Raw genomic sequence first — 12,599 nt, 5'->3', positions numbered from 1 at the left:
GAGGCCGCTGCCGCACCTCGCCGTGCTGTGGCGGCCTTGTGGCGTTCAGTCCTCGCCGACGACCTGACGATCGGGGGAGGAGAAGGAGATGACGAACACGGCGGTGTCCGGGCCGACGTTGCGGGCGTTGTGGAGGACGCCCTGCGGGATGCTGATGGTGTCCCCGGCGTTCATTCGTACGGTCTCGTCGTCGAAGCTGTGCTCGATCGTGCCCCGCAGGACGTGCAGAACCTCGTCACAGTTGGGGTGATAGTGCCGGGGGTTGTGCAGACCCGGCTCGATGTAGCACCTGCCCACGGTCATCGTGGTGGAGTTGCCGAGCCTGCCCGACACCATCCAGACGAGGCGTCCCCAGGGCGTCTGTTCGATCTCGTGGTCGGTGACGTTGGCGAGGGCAGTGGCGACGTCCGGCATCAGGCTGCTCCGTTCTCGTTCGGCTGTGCAAGGTCGACGAAAGTTCCGGCGGGCACGGTCTGGTAGGCCTCGAAGAGCCGCATGACGGCGAGCGAGTCCTCGAGCGTGCCCTTGGTCGGCGGCGTTCCGGACAGCACGCTGTCGCAGAAGTGCAGGATCTCCGGCACGTAGCCGAGGTAGAAGAGGTTCTTGTTGTAGAGCTGCCCCAGGGAGAACTCCGGTTCCCAGTGCAGCGGGGCGTGGTCCTCCTCGACGACGTAGGAGGGCGAACGACCGTAGTCCAGGCGTGCGCCGCGGCGGTAGTACGTGAGCCGGACGCCGTTGTCCACCACGACGTTGGCGTCCTGTCCCACCACCTCGACACGTTCGAGCGGGCTGGTCGCGGCACTGCCGGCGGCCAGGTGCAGCGTCCCGACCGCGCCGGAGGCGAAGCGCAGCGAGGCAGTGCTTGCGCCGGAGACCGGCTCCCACTGGTAGCCGAACCCGCACACGTCACCCATCAGATGGTGCAGAACCGCGCCTGGGTGGTAGATGTGGTCGAGGAAACCACGCATCGCTCGCAGGTCGCGGCGGTTCTCGAACGGCGGAAGGGTTTGCGGGTAGCGGACGCTGACCGAGCTCACCTCGCCGAACTCGGCTGAGGAGATGATCTCCTTCGTGCGTTCCATCGCCGGGGTGAAGATCTTCTTCATCCCGGTCATCACGAACCTGCCCGCCGCCGCGGACTGCCTCCGGAGCCGGCTGATCTCCGCCACCGAGGCGGCGGTCGGCTTCTCCATCCAGACGTGGGCGCCGGCCCGCAGGCAGTCCAGGGCGAGGTCGGTCGCCTGGACCCGGCCGTCCTCGCTGTACGACGTCACGACGAAGACCGCGACCGGTCGTTCACGTTCGAGCATCTCGTGGTGGTCGGTGTAGGAACGCGGCGCCCCGAACAGCCGGGCGTACTTCGCCGCCCGTCCGCCGTCGAGGTCGCAGACGGCGCACAGGTCGACCGGTGCGTACTGGAAGGACGGGTAGACGTTGCGGTAGGAGTGGCCGCCCGCACCGATGAAGGCGACCGGGATCCGTTCGTCGTACTCGAACTGGTACGTGATGTGGTCCACCACCCCTACCGTGGCGCACCTTGCGCGACTGCGCCCCGCCTGTTGCCGGATCCGGCCGTCCCCAGCAGGTACGTTCGGGCGCGGCCGGACCGGCAGCGCCGGTGTGGTCACCGAGATTGCCCGACGGCGCTCACCCGGTGGTCATGACGTACTCGTCACCGAGCTCACCGTGGCGGCGGAAGCCCAACCGGCTGTACAGCCGTTCGGCGTTCCCGTTGGTCTTGAGCGTGGCGGGCCGCACTGTCGGCTGGGGGCTCGCTGCCGGTTGAGGTGTCATGAGCCAACCTCGACATTCGGCGGCTGCCCGGTCGACCGGTTGTCGAACGACGCGGCGGACATCGCGGCGGCGTCGAGTTCGGCAAGCAGGTCTTTTCTACGGCGGTCTGTGGTGAAGGCTGCCTCGATCGCGTTGCGGGTCAACTGAAGCAGTTGGTCATGACTGAGTCCGAGTGAAGCGGCGGCCTCGTACTCCGCACCGATCGTCGTACCCACCTGCACCGGGTCGTCGGTTGCCAGCGTGACCTTCACTCCGGCGTCGATCAACCGCACCAGGGGATGTTCGGCCAGAGACGGGACCACACCGAAGAGCACGTTGCAGGACAAGGCGCACTCCAGGGTGATGTCGCGTCCGATCAGCAGCTCGACAAGTGCCGGGTTCTCGATGGCGTGGATGCCGTGCCCGATCCGGGTCAGCCCAGGGGTGGCGGCAGCCGCAGCTATGTTGTCGGTGGACAGTTCGCCGGCATGGGCGGTGATACCGAGACCGGCTTCGGCGAACCGCTCGGCCAGGCGATGCGCGACGGACCAGTCCGCCTCCGACCGGTACGGAAAGCACATCAGGTCCACGCCGGCGAGCCCTTCACCGGCCAGGCGGATGCAGCCGTCGACCTTCGCTGCCAGTGCCAGGGGTGGCTCCGAGCCCACCATCACGATCGCCAGTGCCTCGGCACGCAGAGCAGGACTGTCAACCTGGACTTGTCGTTCGGCCCGGCGGAAGAGTTCCATGAACCGGTCACGCAACACGACGTCACCACCGCAGCGCACCTCGATGTAACAGCCTCCCGCGCGCGCGTGCTCGTACATCACGTCGGCGATGCGGGCGACGAACAGTTCGTCGTCATCGTCGACCTCGAGGGGGACCGGGCGCATGGTGCCCACCCGGGCCAGCCGATCCGGGCCGGGCGGGAACTCCGCTACCAGCCGCCGTCGCCACGCAGCCCAGTCGTACAGCTGCCTGCCCTCGCGGTGTGCGAGGACACGGTCGAGGTGCGGTGTGGGTTCCTGGTGTACGTGCAGGTCTGCTTTCGGCAGGGCGGCGATCGGGTGATCTGGAGGAAGCACCATGCCTGAACGCTATGCGCCGGCGCCGGGGGGTTCTACCGGTAGAACAAGCGTGTCCGCGCCTTCCAGGGCATGCCTCGCCACCCGGCAGGGGGCCCTGTGACACCCCCCATCCGGCCGACTTGTCGCTCGCGGCAGACTGCGTTCAGCCATGCCCTGTTGCGCGGATCACCCGCCCGATAAGCGCTTGCCGGACACCGGTACGCCTGACAGGGTGGCCGGTGTCTCTCCCGCCGAACACACCGCATGCGACCGCCGGAAACTCCCAACGCCCTCTCGTACGCGCGACCGGGCTGGTCAAGGAGTTCCGCCGGGCGAAGCGCGGTGAGGGCCGCCTCGGTGCACTCCGCGCGTATCTTCGTGGCGACCACGACATGATCCGGGCTGTCGACGACGTCTCGTTCGACATCCACAGCGGTGAGCTGGTGGGCTACCTCGGTCCGAACGGCGCCGGTAAGTCGACGACGATCAAGATGCTCACCGGGATTCTCACGCCGACCGCCGGGACCCTGTCCGTCGCCGGGCGCGACCCGTCGCGCGAACGCCGGGCGAACGCGCTCAACATCGGCGTGGTGTTCGGCCAGCGCAGCCAGTTGTGGTGGGATCTGCCGCTGCGGGAGTCGTTCCGCGCGATCCGCGACCTCTACGGCGTTCCCCGGCGGGAAGGTGATCGGCGCCAGCACGAGCTCGTCGACCTGCTCGACATGGAGGAGTTCCTCGACGCGCCGGTTCGCCAACTGTCGCTGGGACAGCGCATGCGCGGTGACCTCGCGGCCGCGATGCTCTACCAGCCGCGGCTGCTCTTCCTCGACGAGCCGACAGTAGGGCTGGACGTGGTGGCCAAGGAACGCATCCGGGAGTTCGTCGCCGACGTGAACGCCGAACACGGCACGACCGTCGTCCTCACCACGCACGATCTGGAGGACGTGGAACGACTGTGCCGGCGGATCGTTCTCATCGACCACGGCCGGGTGCTGTACGACGGCGCGCTCACCGAGTTGATGGCACGCTACGGCCCCTACCGCGATCTCGTCGTCACGCTGGCCGAGCCGGCGGACATCGTGGTCGACGGCGCGGAGCAGGTCTCCCGGGAAGGACCGGTGGTGACCCTGCGGTTCCGTTCGGACCAGGTGAGGGCCCCGGAGGTCATCGCGGCGGTCACCGCCGCACACGCCGTCGTGGACCTGTCCGTCGTCGAGCCGCGGCTGGAGGCGGTCATCAGCCGGATCTACACCCAGCGCGCATTGCCGCAGAGCGTCGCATGAGCAGCCTGTGGCCCGTGGTACGGCCCGTGGTACAGCCCGTGGTGCGGCTCGTCCGGCGACCCAACCTGCGGCCCGTGCTGAGCCAGGTGCGGATCGGCATGCTCACACCGTGGGCCTACCGGACGTCGATCATGCTCGGCTATCCGGCGGTCGCGGTCCAGATCGCGCTCTACAGCGTGGTGTGGCGGGCGATCTACGCCGGCCATGACGGTGAGGTCGCCGGGGCGGACGTGCGCACCGCGGTCGGGTACGCCGTCCTGGGCCTCACGATCGCGGGTGTCCTGAACACCTCGCCGTACCACTCGATCGCGTCCCGGGTGCGCGAGGGGCTGATCGGGGTGGACCTGACCCGGCCGATCGGTCTGCTGACGCAGAACCTCGCCTTCCAGACGGGCGCCGTCCTTGCCGGGTTGCCGACGGTCGCCGTGGGCCTGGGCACCGGCCTGGTCGTGGGCGGACTCGCCCCACCGAGGGACCCGGGAGCGGCCGGGTGGTTCGCGGTGAGTCTGCTGCTCGCCTTCGCCGTATCGCAGCTGACCACGATGCTGATGGCGCTGACGTCGTTCTGGACGATGGAGGTGGGCGGGATCAACATGACGTTCTTCGTGGTGCGCACCTTCATGTCGGGCGCGATCCTGCCGCTGTGGTTCATGCCTGGCTGGCTGCAGGCGGTCGCCGGGGCCCTGCCGTTCCAGGCCTCGGCGTACACCCCGCTCGCGATCTACTTCGGCCGCCCGCCCGGCGGCCTGCTGCCGGCGCTCGGCGTGCAGGTGCTGTGGATCGTCGTGCTGGGTGGGCTGTGTGCGTGGGTGTGGTCGCGGGCTCGGCGTCGGGTGGTGGTGCAGGGTGGCTGACCTCACCGGCCCCTCGGGCAGTACGGCGAACCCGCCACCGATGCTGCGGCAGTTCGCCACTCTCGTGCGCATCGGGCTGGCATCGGCGACGCAGTACCGCGCCAACTTCGTGCTGACCTCGGTCGGAGCGATCTTCTACGAGGCGGTGTCGCTGGTCTTCGTCGGGGTGATCGTGCACGCGTTCGGCAGCATCGGTGGGTGGAGCTTCGTCGAGGTCGCCTTCGTGTACGGCATCCGCTCCACCGGGCACGCCCTGCACGGCCTGCTGTCCGGGCAGTTGTGGATGACCGAGGACGTCGTACGGCGAGGCGAGTTCGACCGATACCTGCTGCGGCCGGTCGACCCGCTGGTCCAGTTGCTGACCCGGCGGTTCCAGATCACCGCCGTCGGGGACGTCGTGTTCGGCGTGGTGGTTCTCTCGGTGACGGCGGTGGCGGCGCCGGTGGACTGGTCGGCCGGCTGGGTCGCGTACCTCGTGGCGGCCGTGGTGGGCAGTGCGTTCGTGGAGTCGGCGGTGATGCTGGCGCTGGCCTCGTCGACGTTCCGGCTGCTGGACGCCTCTGCGCTGCTGGGCGTGGCCGACCGGGTGTTCGTGACGTTCGGGCCGTATCCGCTGAGCGTGCTGCCGCGGGCGGTCGGCTACCTGCTGACGTTCGTGCTGCCGTTGGCGTACGCGGCGTTCTTTCCGGCGGCCATCCTGCTGGGCCGGACAAATGACCTGTTCGTGCCGACCTGGCTGGCGCTCGCGTCGCCGGTGGCGGGCCTGCTGTTGTACGCCGGCGCTGTCCGGCTCTTCCATCGGCAGGTACGCCACTACTCCAGCCCCGGCCACTGAGGAACAGGGCGGGCGGCACAAAGCCGACAAGTAGCGTTCAAATCTTCGTTCGCAAAAAGGGAATCGGCCCTTTTTGGAGGGACAAAACTCTTGTCACGCGGGGGAGAAGTGGGCCTACGATCATGCAATGCCCGGCTACGAACCACTTTCCCTCGAGTCCGTGTGCAATGCAGGCGTCGAAATCCTCGGCATCCAGGACCAGGATCCCCCGCTCGGCAAGGTGACCTTGCGCGGCCTGCCGTTCCTCGTCGGATCCGAGACTCCCGCGAAGGACCGCTGCTTCGTTGCGCCCTCCGAGCCGGTGTCGATCGACATCGGCAAGGCGGCCCGGCACGTGGTCGTCGCGCACCGGCTGCTGGAGCCGGGCGGACCTGCCGGGCACGGCGTCGGCAGTCACGTCGCCGACTACGTCTTCCACCTGGCCGGTGGGCGGACCGTCGAGGTGCCGATCCGGGAACGCTTCGAGATCCAGATCATCGGCCACGCCTGGGGGCGGGACCCGTTCCTCGCGGTCAGCGACACCCAGGACAGCAACGCGGCCCGGTTCGAGGGCCGCTGGGGCATGGCCGGCTTCCGGATGACCGAGCACAACAAGGGCTGGGCCAGGACGTTCTACTTGTGGCAGTGGGAGAGCCCCCAGCCGGACGCCGTGATTGAACGCCTGGAGATCATTCCCCGGGGCCTGCCGTTCCTCGTCGGTGGCGTCACCCTCGGGCACCTCGACGAGCATCCGTTCGTACGTACGCCGGGACGGCCGGTCCGGCTGGTGGTCACCGACGACGACGTGGCCGGGCGTGACGGCGTGCTCGACCTCGACGTCGACCGGGGAGTGGCGACCTACCCCCAGCCAATTCCTACCGGTAACGACCGAGCCGGCTACGGCGCCGGTGACTGGCCGCCCGCCACCAGCCCCGCGCACGCCTCGGTCACCGCTCTCCCGTCGGCCACCCTCGTCGTCGGCAGCAAGGGCGAGGAGCTCGGCCGGGTGCGCTGGGGTGACGTCGAACGCGACGGCCATGCGGAGAACGACCGGGTGCGCGTGGAGCTCGCCGAAACAGGCCGCAACTGGGTGCACGTGAAAATCCTCGACGACGCGACCGGGCGCCCGGTGCCGTGCCGGGTGCACTTTCGTTCTCCCGAAGGCGTTCCGTACCAGCCGCACGGCCACCACAACCACGTCAACCAGAACATGGGCAGCTGGCACCTCGACGTGGGCGGGGACGTGCTCCTCGGCCAGCGCACCTTCGCCTACGTCGACGGCACCTGCCAGGGCTGGCTTCCGCGCGGAGAGGTGGTCGTGGACGTCGCCCGCGGGTTCGAGTTCGAACCGCTGCGGGAGACCGTGCGGATCGAGCGGGGGCAGCGGGAGCTCACCCTGCGGATCCGGCGTACGAGCAATCTGGCGGCCGACGGCTGGTGGTCCGGTGACTCCCACGTGCACTTCCTGTCCACCGCCGGCGCACAGCTCGAACAGCAGGGCGAGGACCTGCGGGTGGTCAACCTCCTGCAGGCCCAGTGGGGCGCGCTGTTCACCAACACCGAGGACTTCACCGGCCGGGTGATCGGCGCCGACGGTGCGAACGGGCGGGGCGGCGGCGACTACCTCACCTACGTCGGGCAGGAGAACCGCCAGCACGTGCTGGGTCACATGCTGCTGTGGGGGCTGAAGGAACCCGTCATGCCGTGGTCCAGCGACGGCCCGGACGAGGCGGAGTTGGGCGGCGCGCTGGACGCGACCCTGAGCGACTGGGCCGACCGGACCCACGCCCAGGGCGGCACCGTCGTCGCCGCGCACTTCCCCAACCCCAACGGCGAGCCGGCCGTGCTGGTCACCACCGGGCGGGCGGACGCGGTGGAGATGCTCGCCCACGGCGACGACGCGCTGCTGGAGTACTACCGCTACCTCAACGCCGGCTACCGCATGCCGCTGGTCGGCGGAACGGACAAGATGTCCAGCGCGGTGCCGGTCGGGCTGTACCGCACCTACGCCCGGCTGGACCCGGACGAGGAGTTCACCTACGAGAGCTGGTGCCGTGCGGTGCGGCAGGGCCGGACGTTCCTGTCCGGCGGACCGCTGCTCAGGTTCGCCGTGGACGGCCGGCAGGCCGGTGACACGGTTGAACTGTCCGGGCCGGGCACCGTGACCGTCGAGGCCGGGGTGACCAGCATCTTCCCGTTGCAGGGACTGGAACTCGTGTGCAACGGCGAGGTGGTGGCCTCCGCGCCCGCGCGGGGCGAGCACGCCCTCGATCTCAGCGAGGAGGTCCGGGTCGACGGCCACTCCTGGCTGGCGGTCCGGGCCATCGGCAGCGACCACCACCTGGACGAGTGGGGACGCCGGGTGTTCGCGCACACCTCGCCGGTGTTCGTCGCGTGCGGCGGGCCCTGGGGCATGGCTGACCCGGCCGGCCTGCACTACATCCGGACGGTCGTGGAGGGCGCGCGCGATTACGTACGCCACACCGCGATCCGCCGCCCGGACGACCTCACCACCCACCACCACGGCGAGGCGAACCACCTCGCCTGGCTCGAACGGCCCTTCGCCGAGGCGCTGGAGGCGCTGGACCGCCGCGCCCGCGAACGCCACCGGTAGCTCCGGATCGAGGCAGCCGGGTTCGGCCCGGCCGGACGCGAGCGCCGCGTCCGGCCGGGCCGTACGTCGAACGGCCGGCGCGTCAGCGCACCGGCCGGGCCCGGTTGAGTGGAGCGGGAGTGATCGTGCGGTGTGCGCGGAGGTAGGCGATGAAGCCCTCGTGGTCGCGGTCGTTGCGCACCGGGTCGGTGTACCCCTGGAAGACCTTGTAGCCGTCGCCGCCGATGAGGGTGTAGGCGAGTGCCGCCACCCGGTAGGCACGGTGGAGGTCCAGCGGCTGACCGCTGATGTGCACACCGGCGGGGTCGACGCGCTCCCCGACCGGCTTGGAGGTGTCGAAGGAGTAGAACACGTTGCGGGACACCGCGAACGGCGCGAACTTCACCGTGCCGTCGGCCTGTTCGACCCACTGCGCCTCGAGCGCCGCGTGCACCATGGTGCCGGGCATGGTCACTGTCAACACCGGATTGCCGTACCCGAACGCGCCCCAGGCCTCGCCGAAGAGGATCGTGCCGTCCTCGTCCGCGGCGTTGGAGCCCTTCCCGTACAGCAGGTCTCCGGTCAGTGCGACCGAACCCGAGACCGGCTTGGTGGCGATCAGGGCGAGGTCGGCCCGGCCCTCGCGGCTCTGCTGTGCGTCCCAGTAGGCGAAGTCGGCGGCCAGGTTGCCCATCGTGGACTCGCCGTTGGCGTTCGGGACGCGGGTGAAGTCGGCGGTCGTCCTGGCCAACGGCGTGGCCCAGCGCTTGGCGCCCTGCGCGGTCCAGTAGTCGGCGATGTCCTGCAGTTCCTCGTCCAGTGGCACGTCGCGGGTGTTGGCGTGGTTGGTCGAGGTGGTCAGCTCGCGGATCACCGCGCCGGTGTCCGGGTCCAGTTTGAGGTTGATCTCGTTGATCAGCGATCCGTGGTTGCCGGCCTCGACGACCGGGCGCGGGACGCCGCTCGGGTCGGGCACCATCATGTTGAACCGGCAGTGCCAGTGGCCGGTGACGATGGCGGCGATGTCGGGCGAGGCCTTGGCCGCGAGCTGGAACACCGGACCTGAAGGGTTGCTGCCGGCGTTGTAGTCGTTGCCTGCGACGCCGCCGTCGTGGATGTTGATGACGATCGCGTTGACACCGCGGGCCTTGAGCTCGGCGGCGAGCTTGTTCGCCTGGTCGAGGTCGGACAGCGACCGAAGCTTCGGCTGGTACGACGTCGAGCCGACCTCTGTGCCCACCAGGGTGAGGTGGATGAACGCGATCGGCAGTTTGCGGCCGTTGCCGGCGTCGACCCATTCGATGTTGTACGGCGGGAGGATCGTCTTCCCGGAGTCGGCCCACACCATGTTCGCCGTGTAGAACTTGAAGTTCGCGCCCTGGAACCGCTGCCCGGTGGAGTCGACGAAGTTGTCGTCCCGGCCGGACACGGGGTACGGCTCGCCGTTCATCATGTGGTCGACCAGGAAGCTGACGCTCTGGTCGAGTTCGTGGTTGCCGACGGTGCTGAAATCCAGGCCCATCGCGTTGAGTGCCTCGATCGTCGGCTCGTTGGCGTGCGCGTCGACCTCGAACGGCCAGCCGGAGAAGTTGTCTCCGGAGGAGAAGAAGATGGAGTTCTTCTTCCCTTCCCGCAGTCGCTTCAGGTGGGTGGCCATGTAGCCCACGCCGCCGACGGTCACCTTCGCACCACCGGCGCCGGTGATGACGCTGCCCTGGCTCGGAGTCGTGGGCTGCAGGTAGCCGTGCAGGTCGGTGATGTTCAGCAGTTGGACGTCGACGTACTCGGAAGCGTCCTCGGCCGCGGCCGGCGTGGCGTAGGAGATGTCACCGACGGCGGTCGCGGTGGCGATCGCACCGGCGGCGGTGAGAAAGGTGCGACGTGGAATCCGTCTGACCACTGGGGATCCTTCTTCCTGGGCTGCACCGGCCTTCCGGGCGGCGCCGGAGATCATTTTTGCCTGGCTCCGACATTATTGGCACCGGGTGAACGCCGGTCAACGCGCCGGCGACGGTTGAGGTGTTCGGTCAGATGCTGCGGACGGCCAGAACCGGAAGCGCGCCACGAGCTGTGGCCAGCAGGCGTTCGTCCAACGCGTCCAGGGCGAGGCAGACGCTTCCCAGCGCCACGCACTCCGGTCCCAACGTGGACGCGCGTACTTCCGGCCCCTGAGGAAACAACCGGGTCAGCTCCTCGGTGAGTGGCTCGAGGAGTACGTCGGAAGCCTGGGAGAACGCGCCGCCCAGCACCACCAGCTGCGGGTCCACGACGCCGACCGCGGTGGCGGCCGCGACCGCCATCTCCCGCGCATACCGGCGAACCGCGGTCAGCGCCGTCCGGCGCCCCTCCCGGGCCGCGGCGAAGGCTCGCTCCGCACGGTCGGCGAGCGGCACGTCCGGTGGCACCGCGCGGCAGCGGTGGAGGTACTCGATCGCCGGTTCCCAGTGCAGCGTCGGCAGGGTCGACAGGTCCGCGGCTGCACCGTGGAAACCGCGGCGCAATGTGCCGTCGAGGACAAGAGCCAGGCCGGTACGCCGACCGGCGTGCAGCAGAACCAGGTCCGACACGTCCGTCGCCACGCCCCGCCGGTGTTCGGCGAGGGCGGCCAACTGGCTGTCGTTGTCCACCACGACCAGCCGCGCCGCCCGGCGAAAGTGTGCGGCCAGGTCGACTCCTGCCCAGTCCGGAATGGCGTTGACCCGGACGACCACTCCCTGGGAATCGACCAGTCCGGTGGTGCCCGCACCCACCGCCCAGATCCGGGATGCCGCGACACCCGCGCCACGGGCACAGTCGGCGACCGTGCGGTCGGCGGCGGCCAGCCGGGCTGTCCGGCGGGTGTCCGGGCTCACCCGGCGGTGTTCCGTCGCCAGGACCCGGCCGCCGAGGTCGGCCAGCACCGCCCGGATGGAGTACGCCCCGATGTCCAGCCCCACGACGTACCCCGCCTCGGCGCGGAAACGATAGCTGCGTGCCGGCCGGCCGCGCCCGCGTACCGCCGGTCGCTCCTCGACCAGCCACCGCCGGGCCACCAGGCTGGCGAGCACGTCCTCCACCGCGGTGCGGCCCAGGCCGCTGCGCTCGACGATCTGTGCGACCCGCAGCTCACCCGCGGCGCGCACGGCGGCCAGCACCGCGCGCTCGTTGAGCTGGCGCAGCCGGGACAGGTCACCTCCGTCGGCCGAATTCCCTCGCGCTGCTGCCATGGTCCGCGAAGCGTAACGTCACCGTCGGCGGACAGCGTCGCCGTGGCCCGGCGGCTCGGGATGACCAGGGAGGGCGTGCTGCGGGAGAGCTTCCCCTACCGAGGCGAGCGGCACGACATCGAGATCTGGTCCGTGCTCGCGCCGGAGTGGCGTGCGGCCGGACGAGCCAGGTGATCCCGGGGGTCGGCGCGCAGGCGTACGGCGGCCACCGCGAGCACCACGACCGCGCCGGCTGCGAACACCACGTGGCTGGTCAGCCGAACTGCCGGTGAGGTGGGCAGGAACGGCCTGGTGACGAACCCGTGCCAGGCGTAGGTGAGCAGCGCCCCGCCCGCGAGTGCGAGTTGGTGCGTCCGCGTCCAACGGAGCCGCCGCGACCAGTGGGCGACGAGTGCGACGGCGACGACGTAGCCGGCAACCACGAGTCCGGCCAACACCCACGGTGGGATGGTGTTCCGGCCGGCGTACCACGCGGTGACGAACGCCGACGTGAGGACGAGGGACGCCAGGCCCAGCAGCGGCGCCGGCGGGGCCCACCCGTCGGCGTCGCGCATTTCGGGTCGGGCGCGGTGGGTCCGGCGGCCGAGGAAGACCGCCAGCCCGGCCAGAGCCACCACCACCAGGGCGCTCACGAGCAACTGCGTCGGTGAGGCGGCGAAGCCGCTCGGCTCGCGTGACCGGGCGAAGTTGAGAGTCGTACCAGCCGCGCAGAGGATCGCGGTGACCGTGACGCCGATCCGGCCGAGCCACGGGACGTCCCCCCGGTCGCAAGCGATCGACTCGACTCCACGACGCTGTACGCCAGCGCCAGGGTGAGGATGCTCGGCCAGCCCCACCCGAAGCGCCGGCAGACCTCACGGACCAGCAAGGCGGCGCCGCCGTACATCGGGGCGAGCATGACGAGCGCGTACAGCGCGGTGAGGGGCAGGTCGCCGAGTAGGTACTCCGCGACCAGCGGCGACAGCAAGAACAGCCCGATCGCGGGCAGGATGCGACGCATGAGGGTCCT

At 69.8% G+C, this 12,599-nt stretch carries 12 protein-coding genes; 4 read left to right on the top strand and 8 right to left on the bottom strand.

The features are described from left to right. Positions 1-45 precede the first annotated feature (45 nt). The 4 genes from BLU27_RS04300 to BLU27_RS04290 form a co-directional block, all read right to left on the bottom strand. Entirely contained in the window at positions 46-414 is a 369-nt protein-coding gene (locus tag BLU27_RS04300; RefSeq protein WP_092650737.1) for a cupin domain-containing protein, read from the bottom strand. Next, positions 414-1,517 carry a Gfo/Idh/MocA family protein gene (locus tag BLU27_RS04295; protein ID WP_092657167.1) on the bottom strand — a complete coding sequence of 368 codons (1,104 nt, stop codon included), beginning with the start codon at positions 1,515-1,517 and terminating at the stop codon, positions 414-416. The genes BLU27_RS04300 and BLU27_RS04295 overlap by 1 nt, the downstream gene beginning before the upstream one ends. Positions 1,518-1,647: 130 nt before the next feature. Next, positions 1,648-1,794: an N-acetyltransferase gene (locus BLU27_RS28775; RefSeq protein WP_157728207.1), complete on the bottom strand. Its 147-nt coding sequence runs from the start codon at positions 1,792-1,794 to the stop codon at positions 1,648-1,650. Next, on the bottom strand, positions 1,791-2,861 hold the full coding sequence (locus tag BLU27_RS04290; protein ID WP_092650735.1) for an amidohydrolase family protein: 1,071 nt from the start codon (positions 2,859-2,861) through the stop codon (positions 1,791-1,793). The genes BLU27_RS28775 and BLU27_RS04290 overlap by 4 nt, the downstream gene beginning before the upstream one ends. Before the next feature lie 218 nt (positions 2,862-3,079). Here BLU27_RS04290 and BLU27_RS04285 point away from each other — a divergent pair, with 218 nt between their 5' ends. From BLU27_RS04285 to BLU27_RS04270, 4 genes are all read left to right on the top strand, one after another. Further along, complete coding sequence (locus BLU27_RS04285) at positions 3,080-4,123, top strand: ABC transporter ATP-binding protein (protein WP_172804865.1); 1,044 nt, start codon at positions 3,080-3,082, stop codon at positions 4,121-4,123. Between the two features lie 74 nt (positions 4,124-4,197). Next, positions 4,198-4,977, top strand: coding sequence for an ABC transporter permease (locus BLU27_RS04280; protein ID WP_157728206.1), 780 nt, complete (start codon positions 4,198-4,200; stop codon positions 4,975-4,977). After that, a complete protein-coding gene (locus BLU27_RS04275; RefSeq protein WP_092650731.1) occupies positions 4,970-5,812 on the top strand; it encodes an ABC transporter permease in 843 nt (280 codons plus the stop codon). Before BLU27_RS04280 ends, BLU27_RS04275 begins: the two co-directional genes overlap by 8 nt. A 127-nt stretch (positions 5,813-5,939) precedes the next feature. Beyond that, positions 5,940-8,405 carry a CehA/McbA family metallohydrolase gene (locus BLU27_RS04270; RefSeq protein WP_092650729.1) on the top strand — a complete coding sequence of 822 codons (2,466 nt, stop codon included), beginning with the start codon at positions 5,940-5,942 and terminating at the stop codon, positions 8,403-8,405. Between the two features lie 82 nt (positions 8,406-8,487). On the opposite strand, the gene BLU27_RS04265 is transcribed toward BLU27_RS04270, so the two are convergent. From BLU27_RS04265 to BLU27_RS04245, 4 genes are all read right to left on the bottom strand, one after another. Then, positions 8,488-10,284 carry a bifunctional metallophosphatase/5'-nucleotidase gene (locus BLU27_RS04265; RefSeq protein ID WP_241827778.1) on the bottom strand — a complete coding sequence of 599 codons (1,797 nt, stop codon included), beginning with the start codon at positions 10,282-10,284 and terminating at the stop codon, positions 8,488-8,490. A 127-nt stretch (positions 10,285-10,411) separates the two neighbouring features. Beyond that, positions 10,412-11,590 carry an ROK family protein gene (locus tag BLU27_RS04260; protein WP_092650725.1) on the bottom strand — a complete coding sequence of 393 codons (1,179 nt, stop codon included), beginning with the start codon at positions 11,588-11,590 and terminating at the stop codon, positions 10,412-10,414. A gap of 95 nt (positions 11,591-11,685) precedes the next feature. Continuing rightward, a complete protein-coding gene (locus tag BLU27_RS04250; protein ID WP_092650723.1) occupies positions 11,686-12,222 on the bottom strand; it encodes a hypothetical protein in 537 nt (178 codons plus the stop codon). Next, the gene (locus BLU27_RS04245) at positions 12,219-12,590 is read right to left on the bottom strand and encodes a hypothetical protein (protein WP_092650722.1); all 372 of its coding nucleotides are present in this window, start codon (positions 12,588-12,590) and stop codon (positions 12,219-12,221) included. The genes BLU27_RS04250 and BLU27_RS04245 overlap by 4 nt, the downstream gene beginning before the upstream one ends. Positions 12,591-12,599: the final 9 nt, after the last annotated feature.

The sequence above is a fragment of the Actinopolymorpha singaporensis genome, assembly GCF_900104745.1.
Taxonomy (GTDB): domain Bacteria; phylum Actinomycetota; class Actinomycetes; order Propionibacteriales; family Actinopolymorphaceae; genus Actinopolymorpha; species Actinopolymorpha singaporensis.
This window is presented reverse-complemented; position numbering and strand designations above follow the sequence as displayed.

Excerpts from the sequence above, each read along its gene's own strand:
- BLU27_RS04290 (WP_092650735.1), bottom strand. The coding sequence starts at position 2,861 with ATGGTGCTTCCTCCAGATCACCCGATCGCCGCCCTGCCGAAAGCAGAC.
- BLU27_RS04245 (WP_092650722.1), bottom strand. The coding sequence starts at position 12,590 with ATGCGTCGCATCCTGCCCGCGATCGGGCTGTTCTTGCTGTCGCCGCTG.
- BLU27_RS04260 (WP_092650725.1), bottom strand. The coding sequence starts at position 11,590 with ATGGCAGCAGCGCGAGGGAATTCGGCCGACGGAGGTGACCTGTCCCGG.
- BLU27_RS04270 (WP_092650729.1), top strand. The coding sequence starts at position 5,940 with ATGCCCGGCTACGAACCACTTTCCCTCGAGTCCGTGTGCAATGCAGGC.
- BLU27_RS04300 (WP_092650737.1), bottom strand. The coding sequence starts at position 414 with ATGCCGGACGTCGCCACTGCCCTCGCCAACGTCACCGACCACGAGATC.
- BLU27_RS28775 (WP_157728207.1), bottom strand. The coding sequence starts at position 1,794 with ATGACACCTCAACCGGCAGCGAGCCCCCAGCCGACAGTGCGGCCCGCC.